Origin of the sequence: Nocardia vermiculata NBRC 100427 (genome assembly GCF_001613265.1) — a bacterium.
Lineage (GTDB): Bacteria > Actinomycetota > Actinomycetes > Mycobacteriales > Mycobacteriaceae > Nocardia > Nocardia vermiculata.
Map to the genome: position 1 here is coordinate 15,885 of NZ_BDCA01000031.1, position 20,591 is coordinate 36,475.

At 67.0% G+C, this 20,591-nt stretch carries 19 protein-coding genes; 12 read left to right on the forward strand and 7 right to left on the reverse strand.

The window, feature by feature from the left end; genetic code table 11:
- Positions 1-41: 41 nt before the first annotated feature.
- The 7 genes from NV2_RS25235 to NV2_RS25265 all read left to right on the forward strand — a co-directional run bounded on the left by NV2_RS25235 (position 42) and on the right by NV2_RS25265 (position 8,803).
- The gene (locus NV2_RS25235) at positions 42-1,013 is read left to right on the forward strand and encodes a ParA family protein (protein ID WP_067879478.1); all 972 of its coding nucleotides are present in this window, start codon (positions 42-44) and stop codon (positions 1,011-1,013) included.
- Positions 1,014-1,066: 53 nt separating this feature from the next.
- On the forward strand, positions 1,067-1,960 hold the full coding sequence (locus tag NV2_RS25240; RefSeq protein WP_084475430.1) for a segregation and condensation protein A: 894 nt from the start codon (positions 1,067-1,069) through the stop codon (positions 1,958-1,960).
- Between the two features lie 308 nt (positions 1,961-2,268).
- Positions 2,269-2,949: an SMC-Scp complex subunit ScpB gene (scpB, locus tag NV2_RS25245; protein ID WP_067879626.1), complete on the forward strand. Its 681-nt coding sequence runs from the start codon at positions 2,269-2,271 to the stop codon at positions 2,947-2,949.
- A gap of 40 nt (positions 2,950-2,989) precedes the next feature.
- Positions 2,990-4,462 (forward strand): pseudouridine synthase, encoded by a 1,473-nt coding sequence (locus tag NV2_RS31100; RefSeq protein ID WP_084475432.1) that lies wholly within the window; start codon positions 2,990-2,992, stop codon positions 4,460-4,462.
- A 149-nt stretch (positions 4,463-4,611) separates the two neighbouring features.
- A complete protein-coding gene (gene cmk, locus NV2_RS25255; protein WP_067879632.1) occupies positions 4,612-5,280 on the forward strand; it encodes a (d)CMP kinase in 669 nt (222 codons plus the stop codon).
- Entirely contained in the window at positions 5,277-6,713 is a 1,437-nt protein-coding gene (gene der / locus NV2_RS25260; protein WP_067879480.1) for a ribosome biogenesis GTPase Der, read from the forward strand. The genes cmk and der overlap by 4 nt, the downstream gene beginning before the upstream one ends.
- A 476-nt stretch (positions 6,714-7,189) precedes the next feature.
- The gene (locus tag NV2_RS25265) at positions 7,190-8,803 is read left to right on the forward strand and encodes an MFS transporter (RefSeq protein ID WP_067879483.1); all 1,614 of its coding nucleotides are present in this window, start codon (positions 7,190-7,192) and stop codon (positions 8,801-8,803) included.
- A 58-nt stretch (positions 8,804-8,861) separates the two neighbouring features.
- On the opposite strand, the gene NV2_RS25270 is transcribed toward NV2_RS25265, so the two are convergent.
- Entirely contained in the window at positions 8,862-11,027 is a 2,166-nt protein-coding gene (locus NV2_RS25270) for a putative bifunctional diguanylate cyclase/phosphodiesterase (protein WP_084475434.1), read from the reverse strand.
- Positions 11,028-11,155: 128 nt separating this feature from the next.
- On the opposite strand from NV2_RS25270, the gene NV2_RS25275 reads away from it, so the two are divergent.
- The gene (locus NV2_RS25275; protein ID WP_067879486.1) at positions 11,156-11,962 is read left to right on the forward strand and encodes an SAM-dependent methyltransferase; all 807 of its coding nucleotides are present in this window, start codon (positions 11,156-11,158) and stop codon (positions 11,960-11,962) included.
- 47 nt (positions 11,963-12,009) lie between these two features.
- Positions 12,010-12,438: a protease inhibitor I42 family protein gene (locus NV2_RS25280; RefSeq protein WP_157103085.1), complete on the forward strand. Its 429-nt coding sequence runs from the start codon at positions 12,010-12,012 to the stop codon at positions 12,436-12,438.
- Between the two features lie 53 nt (positions 12,439-12,491).
- Here the strand turns inward: NV2_RS25280 and NV2_RS25285 are convergent, their stop codons facing one another.
- Positions 12,492-14,144: an ABC-F family ATP-binding cassette domain-containing protein gene (locus NV2_RS25285; protein ID WP_067879492.1), complete on the reverse strand. Its 1,653-nt coding sequence runs from the start codon at positions 14,142-14,144 to the stop codon at positions 12,492-12,494.
- A gap of 299 nt (positions 14,145-14,443) precedes the next feature.
- On the opposite strand from NV2_RS25285, the gene NV2_RS25290 reads away from it, so the two are divergent.
- A complete protein-coding gene (locus tag NV2_RS25290) occupies positions 14,444-14,758 on the forward strand; it encodes a hypothetical protein (protein ID WP_067879494.1) in 315 nt (104 codons plus the stop codon).
- Here NV2_RS25290 and NV2_RS25295 read toward each other — a convergent pair.
- Complete coding sequence (locus NV2_RS25295) at positions 14,748-15,992, reverse strand: Glu/Leu/Phe/Val dehydrogenase dimerization domain-containing protein (protein ID WP_084475436.1); 1,245 nt, start codon at positions 15,990-15,992, stop codon at positions 14,748-14,750. The two genes, NV2_RS25290 and NV2_RS25295, sit on opposite strands and share 11 nt — an antisense overlap.
- A gap of 139 nt (positions 15,993-16,131) precedes the next feature.
- Here NV2_RS25295 and NV2_RS25300 point away from each other — a divergent pair, with 139 nt between their 5' ends.
- Together NV2_RS25300 and NV2_RS25305 are read left to right on the forward strand one after the other, a co-directional pair.
- The gene (locus NV2_RS25300) at positions 16,132-17,109 is read left to right on the forward strand and encodes a LysR family transcriptional regulator (protein ID WP_067879498.1); all 978 of its coding nucleotides are present in this window, start codon (positions 16,132-16,134) and stop codon (positions 17,107-17,109) included.
- Between the two features lie 73 nt (positions 17,110-17,182).
- On the forward strand, positions 17,183-17,968 hold the full coding sequence (locus tag NV2_RS25305; RefSeq protein ID WP_067879500.1) for an SAM-dependent methyltransferase: 786 nt from the start codon (positions 17,183-17,185) through the stop codon (positions 17,966-17,968).
- A 10-nt stretch (positions 17,969-17,978) separates the two neighbouring features.
- Here NV2_RS25305 and NV2_RS25310 read toward each other — a convergent pair whose 3' ends face one another.
- The 4 genes from NV2_RS25310 to NV2_RS25330 all read right to left on the reverse strand — a co-directional run bounded on the left by NV2_RS25310 (position 17,979) and on the right by NV2_RS25330 (position 20,581).
- Positions 17,979-18,308, reverse strand: a complete 330-nt coding sequence (locus NV2_RS25310; protein WP_067879638.1) for a hypothetical protein — start codon at positions 18,306-18,308, stop codon at positions 17,979-17,981.
- A 454-nt stretch (positions 18,309-18,762) separates the two neighbouring features.
- Positions 18,763-19,344: a TetR/AcrR family transcriptional regulator gene (locus NV2_RS25320; protein WP_067879507.1), complete on the reverse strand. Its 582-nt coding sequence runs from the start codon at positions 19,342-19,344 to the stop codon at positions 18,763-18,765.
- A complete protein-coding gene (locus NV2_RS25325) occupies positions 19,341-19,844 on the reverse strand; it encodes a VOC family protein (protein ID WP_067879510.1) in 504 nt (167 codons plus the stop codon). Before NV2_RS25325 ends, NV2_RS25320 begins: the two co-directional genes overlap by 4 nt.
- Positions 19,841-20,581 (reverse strand): SDR family NAD(P)-dependent oxidoreductase, encoded by a 741-nt coding sequence (locus NV2_RS25330; RefSeq protein ID WP_067879512.1) that lies wholly within the window; start codon positions 20,579-20,581, stop codon positions 19,841-19,843. Before NV2_RS25330 ends, NV2_RS25325 begins: the two co-directional genes overlap by 4 nt.
- Between the last annotated feature and the right edge of the window lie 10 nt (positions 20,582-20,591).

The following is a 20,591-nucleotide window of genomic DNA, read 5'->3' on the forward strand; positions in this document are numbered from 1 at the left end:
GCGGCGGGGCAACGAGCAAGACAATTGAAGGAGCAGCGGATATGACGACAGCCGGTGCGGCCGAGCCGCCGAACAGTGCTGCGGCAGAACCGCTTTCGAATATCCGACCCGGCCTCCGAATCGAACAGGCGGCCCGCAGACTCTGGGAGGCGAACGACATCGTGGCGGACGGCACCGAACTCGGCCCGACCGGACGCCCGCTGCGCGACATTCCCGAACCACCTCCGTCGTCGCGCAACGGTGACGCCCTGATCGTCGCCATGTGCAACCAGAAGGGCGGTGTCGGTAAGACCACCTCCACCATCAATCTCGGTGCTGCGCTGGCCGAATACGGACGGCGCGTGCTGCTGGTCGACCTGGACCCGCAGGGCGCGCTGTCGGCCGGGCTCGGGGTGGCCCACCACGACCTGGACCAGACGGTGCACAATCTGCTCGTCGGTGGCCGCGCGACCGCGCCCGATGTTCTGCTCAACACCAAGGTCGACGGGATGGATCTGCTACCGAGCAACATCGATCTGTCGGCGGCCGAAATACAACTGGTCAACGAGGTCGGCCGGGAACAGACGCTCGGTCGCGCGCTGGCACCGTTGCGCGACAGCTACGACTACATCCTGATCGACTGCCAGCCGTCGCTGGGTCTGCTCACGGTGAATGCGCTGGCCTGCGCGGACGGCGTGGTGATCCCGATGGAGTGCGAGTACTTCTCGCTGCGTGGTCTGGCGCTGCTCACCGACACCGTGGAGAAGGTGCGCGACCGGCTCAACCCGCGCCTGGAACTGTCGGGCATCGTGGTCACCATGTTCGACGCGCGTCTGTTGCATTCGCGACAGGTGATGGCCCGGGTGGTCGAGGTGTTCGGCGACCTGGTCTACGACACGGTGATCAACCGGACGGTCCGCTTCCCCGATGCCAGTGTCGCGGGCGAGCCGATCACCACCTGGGCGCCCAAGTCCACCGGCGCGACGGCGTATCGGGCGATGGCCCGGGAAGTCATCCACCGGTCGGGCCGGTGAGTGGAGCCGGAACCCCGGCTGCCGACGTTCTCCCGGAAAACCCTGCCGTCGCAGTGACCGATACCGAACCGCCGCAGCCCGCCTCGGGCGAGTCGGCCGCCGACCCCGATAACTCGGACAGACCCAGCGGATTCCACCTGCGGCTGAGCAATTTCCAGGGCCCGTTCGACCTGCTGCTGCAATTGATCAGCCAGCGGCGTCTCGATGTCACCGAGGTGGCGCTGCACAAGGTCACTGACGAGTTCATCGCCTACACCAAGGAACTGACCGCGAGCCTGGAACGGGATCCGACGGTGCGCGCCGACCGGATCCTCGACCAGACCACCGAATTCCTTGTGGTCGCCGCGACTCTGCTCGATCTCAAGGCGGCACGGCTGCTGCCGTCGGGGGAGGTCAGCGACGCCGAGGATCTGGAACTGCTGGAGGCGCGTGACCTGCTGTTCGCCCGATTGCTGCAGTACCGGGCATTCAAACAGGTCGCCGAACTGCTGGGTGAGCTGGAGGCCGCAGCGCTGCGACGGTATCCGCGCGCGGTCGCCCTGGAGGATCGTTTCCTCGAGCTGCTGCCCGAGGTCACCCTCGGCGTGGACGCGGCGGGTTTCGCCGATATCGCCGCCGCCGCCTTCCGCCCGCGCCCGGCCCCCACCGTGGGGCTCGACCACCTGCACAACCACACGATCTCGGTCGCCGAACAGGCGGCGCTCGTACTGGAGATGTTGAAGAAGCGCGGGGCGGGCGAGTGGGCAACGTTCCACGAACTGTGCGCCGACTGCGAGATCCCGATCCAGATCGTCGCTCGCTTCCTGGCGCTGCTCGAGCTGTACCGCGGCAAGAGCGTCGAATTCGACCAGCCCGACCCGCTCGGCCCGCTCGCGGTGCGCTGGGTCGGCGACGACGCCGGCGCCGAGGCGGCCGAACCCGTGACGATCGAAGAGGATTACGGATGACGACTCCGGAGGGGAAGCAGACGTCGGACGAGCAGCCCGACGCTCACGGCACCGAGGTGGTGCCGGGTGTGGTGCCCGAAGATCCGGTGGCGACGACAGCCGGTGCGGGCGTCGCGACCGCGAGCGCGGGGAGGATCCGGACCGGTAACCCGTCGCGACCCTCGGATTCGGGTGGCTCGGATGCGCACCCGCCGGCGCCTGCGGTGGCCGAGAGGGGCGAGGATGCCGCCGTGGACGCCGGAGCCGATACACCGGCGACGATCGCGCCGGAGACCGGCCCGGAACCGGCGGTCGATACGGCGACAGCAGTGCCCGCCCCGGCAGATCCGGACGATCCGGAAGACCCCGAGGACGACGGGGAGCGACCGCTCGACGACGAGGAGTTGTGCTCGGCACTCGAGGCGATGCTGCTGGTGGTGGACGCGCCCGCGCCGACGGAGTTGCTGGCCGCGGCCGTCGCGGACAGTCCGACCCGGGTCGATCGGGTGCTGCGGGAGATGTCGGCGCAATGGTCGGCGCGCGAGAGTGGGATCGACCTGCGCTACGTGGGTGACGGCTGGCGGCTGTACACCCGCACGCGGTACGCACCCTATGTCGAACGGATGCTGCTCGACGGCGCTCGGTCCAAGCTCACACGGGCGGCATTGGAAACTTTGGCGGTTATCGCCTATCGTCAACCGGTTACCCGAGCACGGGTGAGTGCTGTGCGCGGTGTGAATGTCGACGGTGTGATCCGCACCCTGGTGGCGCGGGGACTGATCGCCGAGGCGGGTACCGACGTCGACACCAACGGCACCCTGTACGTCACCACCGAACTGTTCCTGGAACGGATCGGGCTCGCGTCGCTGACGGAACTTCCGTCGTTGGCGCCCCTGCTCCCGGATGTCGACCTGATCGACGAGATCAACGACAGCCTGGAGAGCGACCCCCGCTACACCAAGCTGAAAAAACCCGCCGAATCGGATATCGATCTCGGCGCCGAGAATTGACAGGTTCCGAGCCGGAACCTGCGAAATACCAGAGGACCACGTGAATACACCCGCTCGCCGAGATGGCACACCGGACCGTAGGAAACGACACAGCGACCCGCCACGCGGCGGTCGCGGGGGAACGACGGGCCGCCCGGCCCGGGGCGACGACCGTCGCGGGGGATACAACGACGACCGTCGCGGGGCATATGGCGACAACCGTCGCGGACCGGCCGGCGGCGAGCGTCGCGGCGGATACGGCGACGACCGTCGCAGCGGAGGACGCGGTGACGACCGCCGTGGGGGCTATGGCGCTCCGCGTGGCGGGTCCCGTTCCGGTCGTTCCGAGGAGCGTTACGGCCGACGCGACGAGGGTTTCGGCGCGCGGAGCTCGCGCCCGGCCCGTGGCGACGATCGGCCGAGCCGCCAGAGTGAGGGCACCGGCCGTGGCGGTGACAGCGGTTACGGCCGCGGTCCGCGTGCGGCCGGCAGGGACGAGCGCGGCAGTCGCGGCGCGGACGGCTACGGTCGCGGTTCTCGGCCCGCACACGGTGACGAGCGCGGCGGCCGGACCGAGGGCGGTCGCGGCGGTGACCGCTTCACCCGCGGACAAGCGAGCAGCGGTAGCCGCACGGGTGCGGATTCGCGCCCGGGACGTGGTGAGGGCCGTCCGGGCCGTAGCACCACGCCGAAGCCGAAGAAGCGCAAGACCCCACCGACGGTGCTGAGTTTCGCCAAACCCGCACGTCATCAGAACGTCGAGACCGCCACCGAATCCGGTCCGAAGAAGCTGCCGTGGGGTGAGGGCGAACGCCTGCAGAAGGTGCTGGCCCGGGCTGGTGTGGCGTCTCGTCGCGCCGCCGAGGAACTCATCGAGCAGGGGCGGGTCGAGGTCGACGGGGTCATCGTGCGCGAGCAGGGCCTGCGGATCGATGCCGAAACCGCCGTGGTTCGTGTCGACGGTGTGCGCGTGGTGGTGCGTGACGAGCAGGTCTACCTGGCGTTGAACAAGCCCAAGGGTTTCCAGTCGACCATGTCCGACGAGATGAACCGTCCCTGTGTCGGCGATATCGTGGCCGAACGGGTGATGGCCGGTCAGCGCCTGTTCCATGTCGGTCGTCTCGACGCCGAGACCGAGGGGCTGTTGCTGCTCACCAACGACGGCGACCTGGCGCATCGGCTGATGCATCCGTCGTATCAGGTGTCGAAGACCTATCTGGCCACCGTGCACGGCGAGGTCCAGCGCGACGCCGGTAAGCAGTTGCGTGAGGGCGTCGAACTGGAGGACGGGCCGGCGAAGGTCGACAAATTCCAGGTGCTCGAGGTGGGCGAGGGAAAATCGCTGGTCAAGGTGATTCTGCACGAGGGGCGTAAGCACATCGTGCGCCGGTTGCTCGCGGAGGTCGGGCATCCGGTCATCGGACTGGTCCGTACCCATGTCGGGCCGGTGGCGCTGGGGGACCAGCGGCCGGGCACCCTACGGGTATTGGGACGTGACGAAATCGGGAAGCTGTACGAGGCGGTGGCGTTGTGAGCGGTGGAGTGACGAGTGGCAGCGTGGTAAGTGGCAGCATTGCCGGTGACCACGCAGGCAGGCCCGACGATCCGACCCGAGGAGGCTGTGACGTGGTGGAAACCCGGAACGCCGAGGACGTGGCCGCGGGTCCTGCACTCGTGGTCGCGATGGACGGGCCGTCGGGCACCGGTAAGTCGAGCGTGTCGCGCCGGCTCGCCGACCGGCTCGGCGCCCGCTACCTCGACACCGGAGCGATGTATCGGGTCGCGACCCTGCAGGTGCTGCGGACCGCGACGGATCTGGCGGACCCGCAGGCGATCGCCGCAGCGGTCGAGGAGCTGGGGCTGTCCATCGGCACCGACCCGGGACACGAGGTGATCGAGCTCGACGGTGCGGATGTATCCGCGGAGATCCGGGGCGCGGCCGTCACCAAGGCGGTGTCCGCGGTGTCGGCGGTGCCGGAGGTACGCACCCGGCTGGTGGCGTTGCAGCGCGAGCTGGCGGCCGCGGCCGGTCGCATCGTGGTCGAGGGCCGCGACATCGGCACCGTCGTACTGCCCGAGGCCGACGCGAAAATCTATCTGACCGCGTCGGCGCAGGCGCGTGCCCAGCGCCGCAATCAGCAGAACATCGCCGAAGGGCGCGGCGACGACTACGAGGCGGTGCTCGCCGATGTGCAGCGCCGCGACAACCTGGACTCGACCCGTGCGGTGTCGCCGCTGCGTCCGGCTGCGGACGCCGTCATGGTGGATACCAGCGACCTGACCATGGACCAGGTTATCGACGAGCTGTACCGCGTTGTGGCACAGCGGATCACGGTGGGAGAGCGTAGATGAGCCCGAGTGTGTCCCCGAATTCCGATACCCTCACCGGCGACGGCGTGTGGTCCGACGAAGCCGACTGGGAGATCACCGATCTCGAGGGGGACGGCGAGGACGGTGAGCAGGTCGCGATGCCGACCCTCGCGGTCGTCGGGCGCCCCAATGTCGGCAAATCGACGCTGGTGAACCGAATCCTGGGCCGCCGTGAAGCGGTGGTGGAGGATATCCCCGGTGTCACCCGCGATCGCGTGTCCTATGAAGCGAGCTGGTCGGGCCGCCGATTCCTGGTGCAGGACACCGGTGGCTGGGAGCCCGATGCCAAGGGCCTGCAGCAGGCGGTAGCGCGCCAGGCAGAGCTGGCGATGGGCACCGCGGATGCGATCCTGCTGGTGGTCGATGCCACCGTCGGTGCCACGGCGACCGACGAGGCGGCGGTGAAGGCGTTGCGCCGCTCCAAGACTCCGGTGATCCTGGTGGCCAACAAGGTCGACGGTGAGAAGGCCGAGGCCGATGCCGCGGTGCTGTGGTCACTGGGGCTGGGGGAGCCGCGCATGGTTTCGGCCGCGCACGGTCGTGGCACCGGTGATCTGCTCGACGATGTACTGGCGGTGCTCCCGGAAACTCCACGTGAAGGGGTCACCGGTGGGGGACCGCGGCGCGTGGCGCTGGTCGGTAAGCCCAATGTCGGCAAGTCCAGCCTGCTGAACAAATTGTCCGGTGACGAACGGTCCGTGGTGCACGATGTCGCCGGAACCACGGTCGACCCTGTGGATTCACTGGTCGAATTGGGCGGCAAGCCATGGCGTTTCGTCGACACCGCGGGCTTGCGCCGCAAGGTGTCGACGGCGGGTGGCACCGAGTTCTACGCCTCGCTGCGCACCAAGGCCGCCATCGAGGCCGCGGAGGTGGCGGTCATGTTGATCGATGCCTCCGAGCCCATCACCGAACAGGATCTGCGGGTGATCGGCATGGTCGCCGACACCGGCCGCGCCCTGGTGCTGGCATTCAACAAATGGGATCTGGTCGACGAGGACCGTCGTTATCAGCTGGAGCGGGAGGTTGAGCGCGATCTGGTGCGGGTGCCGTGGGCCCAGCGGGTCAATATCTCCGCCCATACCGGCCGTGCCGTCCAGAAGCTCGTTCCCGCAATGGAAACCGCGCTGGAGTCCTGGGATCAGCGGATTCCGACCGGGCGCCTGAACACCTGGCTCAAGGAGGTCATCGCCGCCACCCCGCCGCCGATGCGCGGTGGTCGGCTGCCGCGGGTGCTGTTCGCCACCCAGGCGACCACCCGGCCGCCGACTTTCGTCCTGTTCACCACCGGATTCCTGGAGGCCGGCTACCGGCGATTCCTGGAGCGGCGACTGCGTGAGGAGTTCGGTTTCGAGGGTTCTCCGGTGCGGATCTCGGTGCGAGTGCGGGAAAAGCGAAACAGCACAAAGCGATAGCGAGACACGAGTGCGGGCCGGCCGTCCACCGGCCCGCACTTCTTTCGCATCGCAGCGCAGGAGGAAATGGGCATATAAGCATCTAAACATGTGTGTCCTGAGAGTCGCACAGACGCAGGACGGGGAGTAGTCCGCCGTTCGAAGACCGGCCTCGATGCCCATGGGGACGGGCGTCGTTCCGGGGCGGCGGGTAGGTGCGGAGGATGCGGAGTGCAGCGCCGGCGCGTGGTGAGTGCCGATCGGCAATGCGCTGCGCCCCTTCAGAATCCGAAGATGTGCCCCAGTCGTTCGCCGACGACGAGAAGTGAGAACAAGCCGTAGTACACCGTGAGCATTCCAGCATTCTGCCCTGCCGTGGTGCCGGATGCCGAGTGGATTGGCCACCCTAATCCCACTCACCGGGTTTTCACATATAGCGGCGAGAAACGGTGTGACACGGTTCACTCATCTTGTTCATCTCACCCGGAGGACGCCCCATGTCCACCTCTGTCGAAGACGCCAGACAACCGGAACCGGTCGATACGACCGGCCGGCTCGACGGTGCCTCGAAGTTCCGCATCTTCGCAGTGCTCGCGTTGATCGTCCTGTTCACCGAGGTCGCGCCGCTGCAGTATGTGATGGTTTCCGCAGCAGTGCGCGATATCGCGCCGACCTTCCCCGCGCAGGGCGCCAACGTCAACTGGATCGTCATCATTTTCGGTGTCATCGGTGCGGCGGCGTCACCGTTGCTCGGCAAGATGAGTGACATCTGGGGCAAGAAGCTCATATTCCTGGCATGCGGTGTGCTGTCGGTGATCGGCTGCGTGATCTGTGCGCTGACCAGCAACTGGTGGCTGTTTCTGATCGGCCGTGGCCTGCAGGCGACCGCCATCGCCACCACCGTGATCTCCTACGGCCTGATCCGGGACCTGATGCCGCGCAAGTACGTTCCGATCGGACTGGGCATCTCCGCGACCGGGCTGGGCTTCGCCGCCGTCGCCGGACCGCTGATCGGCGGCTTCGTCGTCGACACCTTCGATTGGCGCGCCATCTTCTGGTTCGTGTTCGCTTTCACCCTGATCATGCTGCCGCTGGTGGCCGCATTCGTCCCGGAGTCGAAACTGCGTACACCGCAGCGACTCGACGTCCTGGGGGCGGTACTGCTGGCCGCGGGCGCGACACTGACCCTGATCTACCTGGACAAGGGGCAGGAGTGGCATTGGCTGAAGCCGAGCAGCCTGGCCTGGCTGGTCGTCGGCCTGCTGCTGCTGGTGTTGTTCCCGATCGTGGAATCCCGGGTGAAGAACCCGATCATCGACATCAAGCTGCTGGCCGCGCCGCGGGTGAGCCTCGTTCTCGGGATCGCGCTGCTGGCCTCGTTCATGATCGGCTTCCATGCCTACGCGGTCGGCTACATGACGCAGACACCGTCGGCCGAGGAGACGAAGGGAATGGTCACCCAGGGCGTGCTCCAGCAGGCGCAGGAGCAGTTCGGCATGAAGCTGCCGCCCGAGGCGGTGCAGGTCACGCTCGACCCGGTCTACACCTACGGTGACGGTTTCAGCCTGTTCCAGTTCGCGACACACGTCTCGCTGGTCCAATCGATCATCGGCATGATCGTGGGATTCCTTGCCGGGCTGTGGATCCGCCGTTCCGGCGCCCGCCTTCCGCTGATCACCGCGCTGACGGTCATGGTGCTGTGCGCGATCGCCTTCGCGGTCACCGACCACGGCTGGGTGGCGATCGCGGTGGTGAGTGCGGTCTACGGCGTAGCATTCGGCATGTACTACGCGTCGACACCGAACCTGATCGTGGAGGGCGTGCCGGCCGAACAGCAGGGCGTGAGTGCGGGCATGCTCGGCGTCATGCAGTCGATGGGTACGGCGATCGGGCTGGCCGTGGGTACCGCGTTCCTCAGCGCGAATCCGATCCATGCCGACATCGCGGTCATGGGGAAACATCAAGCCACCGAGAAGCTCGATTCGCTGTTCGGTGACAAGGGGTACGAACTGGGCTTCTATTTCGCGGCCGGCGCCGCGGTGGTCGCTCTGGTCGGCGCGTTGGTCATGAAGCACGGTCGGACCGCCGCCACCGGTGGAACCGCACACTGAGACAGCCGAACAGCGAGGTGGGGCAGCCGAATCCGGCTGCCCCACCTCGCTTCGCCGGTCAGATGCCGGGTGGCATGGGCGGCAGAATCGGGGATTCGGCGGGTAGTGCGGCCGGCTCGGCCAGCTCGGATTCGAGTACATCGGCGATGACATCGGCATGGACCGGGTGATGGAAGTACCAGCCCTGGGCTGTGTCGCAGCGCAATCCGAGCAGCCGGTCGGCCTGGTGCCGGGTCTCCACACATTCGGCGGTGACACTCAGACCCAGGTCGTGGCTGAGGTCGATGATCGTCTCCAGGATCAGCAGATCGCTGCGGCCGATGGTGCCCGCGTTGCGGATTCGGTGGATGAACGGTCCGGCCAGCTTCACCACATGCAGCGGCAGCTGGCCGAGATAGGCGAGGTTGGAGTAGCCGGTGCCGAAATCGTCGATGGCGATGCGGATTCCGGATTCGGCGAGCGTGTGCAGCGCCTGCAGGGGGCGTCCGATGGCGTGCATGAAGGTGCGCTCGGTGAGCTCGAGTTGTAGCTTGTCCGGTGCGATCCCGGTGTCGGCCACCACTTTCTGCACTCGTTCCAGCCAGGCGGGATCGGCCACTTCCTCGGCGGAGACGTTGACGCTGACGACCGGGGCGTGTTCGCCGAAGCGATCGCACCACCGCCTGCCTTCCCGGCATGCCTGTTCCAGGACCACCGTGCCCAGAGCGATGATGTGGCCGCCGTTCTCGGCGAGGTCGATGAAGCGGGCCGGACTGAGGATGCCCAGCTGTGGATGATGCCAGCGCACCAGCGCCTCCACCGCGACCGGACGGTGATCGGCCAGATCCACGATCGGCTGATAGTCGAGGAAGAATTCCCCGCGGGCCAGCGCGCCCGGCAGATCCGCCAGGAGTTCGGCGCGGGTGTGCTCACGGCGACGCCGGCTGTGATCGAAGACCGCGTAGCGGCCGCGGCCGTCGGTTTTGGCCCAGTACATGGTCGAGTCGGCGGCCTGCAGCAGCTCCTCGGTGGTGGTCTCGGCGGCCTGCTCGGAGATGACACCGATGCTCACTCCGATCCGCAGCCGGTGCCCGTCGATGTCGAACGGGACCGTGAATGCGTCCAGCACGGTACCGGCCAGATCGATCAGTTCACGGCGGCGCCGGGTGCGCGGGACCAGGATGACGAACTCGTCTCCGCCCATGCGCGCCACCAGATTGTTCTCCCCGCCCGCACAGGCACACAGCCGTGAGGCCGCGCGGGTCAGCAGTTCGTCGCCGATGGCGTGACCGAAGGTGTCGTTGACGGCCTTGAAATGATCGAGGTCGACGTAGCAGAGGCCGACGCGTGCGCTGGGATCGGTGAACGCCTCGGTGAGCGCATCGAAGAAGCGGGAGCGGTTGGCGAGTCCGGTCAGCGGGTCGTGGTGGGCGCGGTAGCTGAGCCGCTCCCGCAGTTCACGTTGTTCGGAGATGTCCTCGACGAGGATGAGGGTGTACTGCGGCTCGCCCTGGTCGTCCCGGATCAATGCGACGTTGATATTCGTCCAGACCGTGCTGCCGTCCCGATGCCGGTATGCCTTCTCCATCTGGGCGTGCTCGTGTTCGCCACGCAACACCCCGTCGTAGAGTTCCCACATACCGGGCGGGTCGTCCGGATGGGTCAGATCGGTGACACCGAGTTCGTACATCTGCTGGGGTTCGTAACCGAGCATGGCCGCGAACGCGTCGTTGACCTCGATGATCCGGCCCGACATATCCGAAAGACCGGTCCCGATCCCGGCCTGGGAGAACACCGCCCGCAGCCGGGGTTCACTGCCGCGCAATTGTTCCTCCACCATGCTGCGTGCCGCCATGTCGGCGCTGCGCAGACTCTCCTGTTCGCTGAGTAACCAGGCCCGGAACTCGCGCACATACCCCGAGGCGAACGCGCCGATCAGTTCCGCGGCCCGGCCCGAGGCGACATCGCGTTCGGTGAAATAGGTGGCCAGCACCGTCATGGTGCGGCCGAGTACCTCGTCGCCGACGAAATGCGCGCGGGCCAGGTCGCCACCCAGTTCCCGGATGTGGTCGGTGCCCTCGGAATCGACGGCGGCGAGGAGATCGCCGGCGAGGCCGAGGAGCAGGTGATGGGCCTCGCGCCCACTCATCGGCACGACATGATCTCGGGCACCGCCGCCGAGCGCCGTCGCCCATCGGTGCGCCAGGTCGGCGTGCGGACCGTTCTCGGATCCATCCCACGCCATGGGGATGATCGTAGCGGGGGCGTGTACTTCGTGTGAACCGCGGGAGTTTCGAACACCGGTCGAATACGATTGCGTGGCTTGCCCTTCCGGCGGGCAATTTTTGTTTGCGCACGCCACAGGAGGTTGAGATGACCAGGCCGAGTTGGGCACCCGAGGGAATCGATCTGGATAAACCCAGCGCATCCAGGGTTTACGACTATTTCGTGGGCGGGATGCACAACTTCGAAATCGACCGCACGCTGGCGCGGCAGATCGAATCGTTCACTCCCGAGGTCGCCGAGACGATGCGGGCCAACCGAGACCTGCTGCGCCGCTGTGTTCGCTATCTGATCGACGCCGGAATCACGCAGTTCCTGGACCTGGGATCGGGTATTCCGACCGTCGGCAATGTGCACGAGGTGGCGCAGGCGCGGGACCCGCATGCGCGCGTGATCTACGTCGATATCGATCCGGTGGCGGTCGCACACAGCCAGGCGATTCTGGAAGGTAATCCGGGCGCTGCGGTGATCCAGGCGGATATGGCCGATACCGACACCATTCTGGCGAACCCGGTGGTGCGCAGGGTGCTCGACTTCGACCGCCCGATCGCGGTCCTGTTGCTGGGGGTCCTGCATTTCGTGCCGGACGCGGCCGACCCGGCAGGGTGTGTGGCGCGGTTGCAGCAGGCCGTGGCACCGGGCAGCTATCTCGCGATCACCCACGCCACCGCGGACGGCCAGCCGGCCGAGGTGCTGGAGGCGCAGAAGCTGTCGGGTCGCACTTCCACCGAGATCGTGCTGCGCGACAAGAACCATATCGAGGGATTCTTCCATGACTGGTCCTTGCTGGAACCGGGACTGGTTCATCTGCCGTTGTGGCGGCCGGAGAATCCGGGCGACGTCGGCGAGCACCCCGAAATGTCCGGCGCCTATGGTGGTTTGGCGTTGCGTGCGTGAACACGACTGTAGGGTGTGAGCGCCCGTTTGAAAATGGAAGGAATGCGGTGCGTACACCTTTGCTGATGGTTGTGCTCGGACTGGCGTTGGCCGGTGGGGCGAATGCGGTCGCCGTGGCCGATCCGGTGCCGGCACCCCCCGCCGTGCACGCGGTATCGGAGCCGGTCATCGTCGGAACAGATGGCAACGGAGGGACCACGAACCTGTCGGTCGGTGAGGAACTGGCCGTGGCGCTGCCCGACACTCCGAGCACCGGCTACGTGTGGGAGATCGGTCAGATCGACCGTGGTGTCCTCGCTCAGGAGGGCGACCCGGTGTTCCGGCCCGGCACCATGATGCCGGGTTCGCCCGGCACCAGTGTGTGGACCTTCACCGCCGCCAAGGCCGGAAGCACGCATCTGGAACTGGTGTCGGTGCGTCCGTGGGATCGGGCCAATCCGGCCCAGCGGTTCTCGATGACGGTCGCGGTGAAGTAGCCGATCGAGCCGGCGACGGCCCGCCACCCGGATTCCGGGCGGCGGGCCGTCGTCTATTTCGCCCCGTCGTCGCCGTCGGATTCGGATCGGACGTCGATCAGGCAGCCGTCCTGTAGCTGTAACCGGCGCTGCACCCGCAACTCGTCGAGGAAACGCTCGTCGTGGCTGACCACCACGATCGCACCTCGGTAGGCGTCCAGGGCGCCGACCAGTTGTCCGATACTCACCAGGTCGAGGTTGTTGGTCGGCTCGTCGAGTAGCAGCAGATGCGGTGCCGGTTCGCCGTACAGCACACAGGCGAGGGTGGCTCGCAGCCGTTCACCTCCCGACAGTACTGCGGCCGGTAGGTGTGCCCGCGGCCCGCGGAACAGGAAGCGTGCCAGCAGGTTCATCCGCTGCGCGGTCGGCAGATGCGGGGCGGTGTCGGCCAGATTCTCCGCGACCGTGCGGTGCGGATCGAGCAGGTCGAGTCGCTGGGACAGATAGGCGATGCGTCCGTCGGCGCGGGTGACGGTGCCGCTGCCGGGGGACAGCTCACCGGCGATGATCCGGAGCAGTGTGGACTTTCCGGCGCCGTTGGGGCCGGTCAACGCGATCCGTTCGGGCCCGCGAACGGTCAGGTCGATGCCCGGCGCGGTGAACAGTTCACGCGCGCCGAGCCGGTAGCGGACCTGCGCACAGCCGAACAGGGTGCGTCCGGCCGGGACCTCGGTGTCCGGGAGATTCAGCACGATTCGCTGGTCGTCGCGCAGGGACCGGCCGGCGTCGGCCAGGCGATTCTCGGCGGCATCCACTCGGGCAGCGTGGGTTTCGTTCGCGCGCCCGGCCGACTGCTGGGCGTTGCGCTTCATGGTGCCCGCGAAGATTTTCGGCAGGCCGGCGTTACCCAGGGTGCGCTGGGCGTTACTCGCGCGCCGCGCGGCCCGTTCGCGAGCCTGCTGGAGTTCGCGTTTCTCCCGTTTCACCTCCTGTTCGGCGGTGCGGATATTCTTCTCCGCCACCGCACGTTCGGCGCGGACGGCCGCTTCGTAGTCGCTGAAATTTCCGCCGTAGTACCGGATCTCGCCATGGTGGAGTTCGGCGATCCGTTCGGTGCGGTCCAGCAGGGCGCGATCGTGGCTGACCAGCAGTAGGCAGCCCTTCCAGTCGGTGAGAACGTCGTAGAGCCGGTGCCGGGCGGCGAGGTCGAGGTTGTTGGTGGGTTCGTCGAGTAGTAGCACGTCGGGGCGGCGCAACAATTGGCCGGCCAGGCCGAGCGAGACGATCTGCCCGCCGCTGAGCGTGTGCAGTTGCCGGTCGAAGCTCAGCGCTGCGAGACCGAGGCGATCCAGCTGTGCGCGGGTGCGTTCCTCGATATCCCAGTCGGTGCCGATGGTGGTGAAGTGCGCTTCGTCGGTGTCACCGGATTCCACGGCGGTCAGTGCTGCCAGGACCGGGGCGATACCGAGTACCTCTGCGACCGTGAGGTCGCCGGTCAACGGCAGATTCTGCGGCAGGTAGCCCAATGTTCCGGCGACGGTCACGCTGCCGGCGCCCGGTGTCAGCTCACCGGCGATCAGGCGGAGCAGTGTGGTCTTTCCGGTGCCGTTGGGGGCGACCAGGCCGGTACGTCCGGCGGGCACGCTGAACGACAGATCCCGGAATACCGGGGTGTCGTCGGGCCAGGTGAACGACAGATTCGATACGACGAGACAAGCGTCGGACATGATGAGACCTCGAAAGTCAGGGTGGCGACGCCACCGAGAACGGGGGAACGACGACATGGCCACATCGGCGGCGCCGTATGCGCTCACCGGTGGCCTGACTTCCGGATTTATCCGGAGATGACGAGTTCACCCACCATGTGTGTCTCCTCGACTCGGGTCCGATTCCGACGATAGCAGGCCGTTTCGCGCGGATGCGGACTCCGGGCCCCGGTTCGGCCATAATTTGACACGCGACGACGAAGTTGTTCGGGCGCAACCGGATTCACCCCGGGCCCGGCGCGTGAAAGGTAGGAGACGAGATGGACGTTGTGTTCGGGATCGGGATGGTGATCTGGTTGGCCGGTGTCGCCACGATGTTCCTGGCCCGTGCGCTGCGTGAGCGGAGTACGCAGGTCTTTCGGGGCGGCCTCGTGGCATGCGGGGTCGGGTCGACGATCCTGGCGATCGCGACGCCCGCCGTCGGTGGCGAATCCGGTGATCACGACGTGGTGATGTGCATCGTCTTCGCGGGGATGGCGGTGCTGTGCGCATATACGGCTCTGGTCCTGCGGCGCGATGCCGCAGGACCAGAGCCGAAACGGGAAATCGGTGAGCGGGCCCCGCTCAGGGAATGACGACGGTCGCGGTGACCGGTGCCGGGTCGTCGGCCCACCGTTGCGCGGATTCCCGCGGGGGGACGTTCCGCTCGGACCACGCCGCCAGCAGCCGGGCGACCTTGGAGTGCATCACGCTGCGCAGCCGGTCGAACGAGGTGTCGGGGTTCTCGTCGACCTCGCCGAGCAGCAGCCACCACGCCCAGGCGACCGCCCCGGCGTTGGCCACGAAGTCCGGCAACACCGCGATGCCGCGCGCGGCCAGCATGGCCTCCGCCTCGGGGGTCGTGGCGGCGTTCGCGGCTTCCACCACGATGCGCGCCCGCACGTCGAACGAGTTGTCGGGTGTGAGGGCGTAGGAGATCGCGGCCGGGACCAGGATGTCGACGTCGGCGGACAGCACCGCGGTGCGCGGCAACTGCTCGATGCCCTCGGGCAGCCGGGTCCGGTCGATCTCGCCGAATCCGTCACGCAGGTCGAGCAGCGCGGGGATATCGAGGCCGTCCGCGCAGTACAGCGTGCCCGCGGCATCGGCGACCGTGGTGACCTTCATTCCGGCTTCGTGCAGGTAGTAGGCGGCCGAGCCGCCCATGGTGCCCACGCCCTGGATGGCGACGGTGGTGTCGGCGGGCACCCGGCCCCAGGAGACGGCCGCCGCGAGGCAGGCGTGTGCGACGCCGTATCCGCCGATCACGTCCCCGAGCAGGAAACCGCCCTCGACCGCGGCATCGAGTCCGGCGCGGACCCGGGCGAGGGTGGCGGCCGGGTCCGGTGCGCGGCGAATCGCCGCGTGGTAGCTCTGGCCGAGCCCGAGCTTGCCGAAGACCTCGTCGATCCGGTGCTGGGGCACGCCCAGGTCCTCCGCGGTGACCCAGTGCGCGTCGATCCACGGGCGCATCGCCTCGCAGAAGCGTTCCAGCACCTCCACGGCTCGCGGATCCTTGGGGTCGAAATCGATACCGCCCTTCGCGCCGCCGATCGGCAGGTCGAACGTGGCGGTCTTGGCAGCCATCCCCCGGGCCAGGTCCTCCACCTCGCTGACGGTGCACCCGGCCCGCATCCGGGTACCGCCGGTGGCCAGACCGCCACGCAGGGTGTGTACGACGAGGTAGCCGACCGCGCCGGTGGCGGCATCGGTCCACTGCAGGCGAAGATACGGTTCGCTGCGACGAACGGGTGCCAGCGGGGCGGCCGGGGGAATGGTCGCAGCGGTCTGCGCGGTCGACGCCGGGGTGCTGCCGGCCGGGTTCTGCATGGTCGTCACGGCGAACTGCCTCCTCTCGAGTTGGATGCCATAAGCCTGCCTGCGTACCAGGTAGTGCGTCTATTTACGGTTCGTTCACTGCAGTGTTCAGCGTTCGTGCACAACCTCGGGCAACGAATAAGCTCATGTCATGGAGCTGTCGCTGGCACGTCTGCGCATGCTGCGCGAATTGCATCGTCGGGGCACGATCACCGCCGCCGCGCTGGCTCTGCACTACACGGCGTCGGCGGTGTCGCAACAACTGGCGCAGCTGGAACGCGATGTCGGCGTCCGGCTGTTCGAACGCCGTGGCCGGCGGCTGCAGCTGACCGACCGCGGGGTACTGCTGGCCGAGCACGCCGAGGAGATCCTGGCATCGGTGGAGCGGGCGACCCAGGCGCTCGAGGAATCGGGCGAGTCGATGACGGCGAAGCTGACCGCCGGAGTGTGGGCCTCGGTCGCCTCGGGCCTGCTTCCGGATGCGCTCACCGCCCTGGCGCGCACCCATCCGGGCATCCTGGTGCGCACCCGTGAGCTCGCCCCGGAGGCGACCGCGATGGCGGTCCGGGACGGGTCACTCGATCTGTCGTTCGTCCTCGACTACTCGAACTACCCGATGACCTGGGATCGCGGTCTCGAGCGCGCGATCATCGGGGTGGAGCGGCTCTATGCCGCCGTCCCCGCCGGGGCGGTTCCGGCTGCCGGTGCGACCCTGGCGGAGCTGTCCGAGCACCCGTGGATCCTGGCGCCTGCGCGCTCCCATTTCGGGCATGCGGTCCGGTTGGCATTTCAGTCCGCGGGGTTGCGCCCGCGCATCGATCACGAGGTCGAGGAACAGGCGACCGCGATGGCGATGGTCGCCGCGGGACTGGGGGTGACGCTGGTGTCGGATCTCGGCCTGGTCTTGAGACCTCCCGGCGTGGATATCGTCGGCCTCGGTGATGTGCTGACCCGCACGGTATCGCTGGCCTACCGTACGAATTCCGCGCGCAGGAGCGCACTTCTGCTGGTGGTCAACGCGATTCGCGCCGCGGCGGTGGCGAAGGGCCTGGGTGCCGATCCGGCCCTGCCGGGCCCGCAGGTCGCGCCTCCGCAGCCGGAGACGATCGGTGGCACCGGCCTGGCATGAGGGGGTTCCGGTCCGATCCCATTGCACTCGACGATCTTTCGACTCGGCGGATCGGTGGCTACAGTGTGTCACTGTGGAGTTTCACCCGGAGGTCGCCCACACCGCACGCGTTTACGACTGGTGGCTCGGCGGTCGCGACAACTACGAGGCCGACCGCATCGCCGGGGCACGTTCGGAGAGCGTGTTCCCGACCGTCAGGCTGACGGCGCGGCAGAATCGCGAATTCATGCTGCGCGCCGGCCGCCACCTCGCCACGCAAGGTATTCGGCAGTTCCTCGACATCGGCACCGGTATTCCGACCGAACCCAATCTGCATCAGGTGGTGCAGTCGATCGCCCCGGACGCGCGGGTGGTCTACACCGACAACGATCCACTGGTCCTCACCCATGCCCGGGCGCTGATGGCCGGCACCCCCGAAGGCCGTACCACCTACGTCAATGCCGATGTGCGGCAACCGGATACCATTCTCGGCGCTCGTGAACTGAGGGATACCCTGGATCTCACCCGGCCGGTGGCGGTGTCACTGATCGCCGTCATGCATTTCGTCGAGGATCAGTACGACCCGTACGGGGTCGTCGCGCAGGTGATGGCCGCAGTGCCCGCCGGATCGTATCTGGTCATGACCCATGCGACGCCGGATCTGGGGCCGGAGATGGCGGAGGTGCAGCGGGTGTATCACGAGTCCGGAATGCCGGGACGGATCCGGACCCGTGCGGAGTTCGCCCGATTCTTCGAGGAGTTGACCTGGGTCGAGCCGGGGTTGACCACACCTCATCGTTGGCGGCCCGACGGCACCGAACCGCCCGACGATATGGATCGGCGCGTCCAGTTCTATGCGGGGGTGGCCCGCAAGGACTAGACCGGAACGGTCAGTAGTGGTGGGAGAGTTTCCCGTCCGGCCAGCGCGCGAAGGTGCGTTCCGGAACCACGGTGATGACATCGGTGATCTCGACCAGTTCGGCCGGGACGGTACATTCGTCGAAATGTGCCACGGTGGGCACGATAACCGCTTCGGCGTCCACCTGCGCCACCACGTTCATCAGAACGCCGATGGGATCGTCGGTGCGACTGCCCGCCACCACCGTCTTCTGCAGGTTGTAGCCCAAACGCCTTGCCAGCGAGCGTATCTGCGCCTCGTCCCAGCGTTGCTGCTGGCGGGACACGTCTTTGCGGAGATATCCGAGGGCCACGAAAGTCATGTGTATTCCATCCTCGAGGTCGACCGCGCTCGGGCCGTGAACCGGGGGCGGTCCGGGCGCCGGTGCGGGTGCTGCGTCGGGCGATACGGAGGCTGAAACGGATGCCGGAGAACCGAACTCCAGCATCTTTGTAGCAAATTCAACTGTAGCTATGACTCTCGGTTCGCGGCAACCATTCGGGGGACGAACCGGGCATCAGGTGTCCGGGTGTGTTTGCTGCACTGCTGTCGGTATTCGCGCAGGTCTCCTGGTGGGAAGTGATTTCCGTTCGGATGGCGGACGATCGTGCGGCGATGTCGGTGGTCACTTCCATAGCCGGGTGGTGTCCTGTCTCGGATGCCAGTATGCCGTTGACATGCACGTGATCGGTGTTGCTGCTGGGGTTTTGGAGCATCGGAAGTTGATAGCTTATGCATAGCTAATTCGAGGCTCCGGTGGCCACCGACGATGTGGTTCAGGGCACCGGCGCGGTGAGCATGCCGGTCAGCATGGCGACGATCTCCTCCGGCGACTCGGGCTCGGAGCCGTCGGTGTGCGCCTTACGTTCTCGTTCGGCGAGTAGGGCGAACATCGCGGTGCCCACCGCCGTGACCCGGCGACGCACGGCGTTCGGGTCGCTGGTGGGCACGGACCGGGTGAGATCTTCCAGTACCCGCGGCCATACCGCGCCCTGCGTCCCTTCCAGGTCGGTCGGCAGATGCAGTGCTGCCGCTTGCAGGAACCGGGCGTAGTGCTCGCTGTCCACCCTGGTCAACGGCACCACCAGAATGCGAAGCAGGGCGGTGACATCGCCACGGGTCGCGTCGTCGAGTACCGAGAGCATCTCGGCGCGCTCTATCTCCATCGGCCGCAGGCGCCGGTCGATCACCGCATCGATCAGCTCCTGCCGGTTCCGGAAGTGGTAATTGACCGCCGAATTGTTTCGCTGTCCCGCTGCGAGTGCGATGTCGCGCAGCGGCACTCGCATACCGCGCTCGGCGATCAATTGTTCTGCCGCATCCAGGATCTCGGCCCGGGCGCGAGCGCTGCGACTCATCGTGATTTCACGTATTCGTAGAAGGCGCGCATATCGGCGCCGATCTCGGCGATCTCGAGATACGGCACCCCCGCGGCCGCGCCGTCGAGATAGGCATAACGCATGGCGGTGCCGACCGTGCCGTTCTGGATCACCCGCAGTCCATTGGTATTCGCATTCGCGACGGCGTCGTCGAAATCCACGGGCTCGAAACAGATATGGTGCAGGCCCGGACCGCCCCGTTCGAGGAATTCGGTATAGATACTGGTGCCGCGCACGGGTTCGATGAGTTCCAGTTGCATATCTCCGAGATAGGACAGTGAGATATGGGCGCTGAAATCGGCTGGTGCGCCGCGGTAACTACACACGTCCGGACCGAATCGAGTATCCGGCAGCCGGGTCCACGTCCCCGCACCGAACCTGCTGAGCAGCCGTTCGGTGGCCTCGATATCCGTAGTCACCCAAGCTGTTTGGGTGATCGGTCCGAAGTCGGCGGGCGTCGTCTCGGCACCGCCGGTCACCCGGCGGTCTTCCCGTTGTCGGCCGCGTAGACCGCGCCGTGCACGGCCGCGGCATCCGCACTCGCCAGGAATGCGATGACGCCGGCGACATCGCGGGGCTCGTTCATTCCGCGCAGTGCGGCGATACGCATGATGAGATTCGGATCCGCGCCTTCGGGCATCGAGAAATCGGTGACCTGTGGGGTGAGCATTCCACCCGGGCACACCGCATTCACCCGGATCTGTTTCGTGGTGTATTCCACCGCGAGCGCTCGGGTCAGTCCGATCAGACCGTGCTTGGCTGCGCAGTATCCCGCGGAATAGGCCTGTCCTTCGGTCCCGGCGATCGAGGCGACATTGACGATATTCCCGGCTGTCTCGAGTAGGTGTGGGATCGCGGCCCGGCACAGATAGAACGGTGCGTTGAGATTAACCGCCAGATCGTATTCCCACTCCGCGTCGGTGACGTCGGTGGTATGCCGCATGGTGTGTGCGCCGGCGACGTTCACGAGAATATCGAGCCGGCCGAATTCCGCCACGCACTGGTCCACCACCGACCCACAGGCGGCCGAACCCGAAATGTCGGCAACCGTGAACCGGCCACGCTCCACCTGTTCGAAGGTCTGTGACAACCGGTCCCGGTCGCGCGCTACGCCGAACACCGAGGCGCCGCGCTCGGCGAACAACTGCGCGACGCTTGCGCCCAGGCCGGAGGATGCGCCGGTGACCAGCGCTACTTTCCCTGACAGACCGCTCATTTCGACTCCT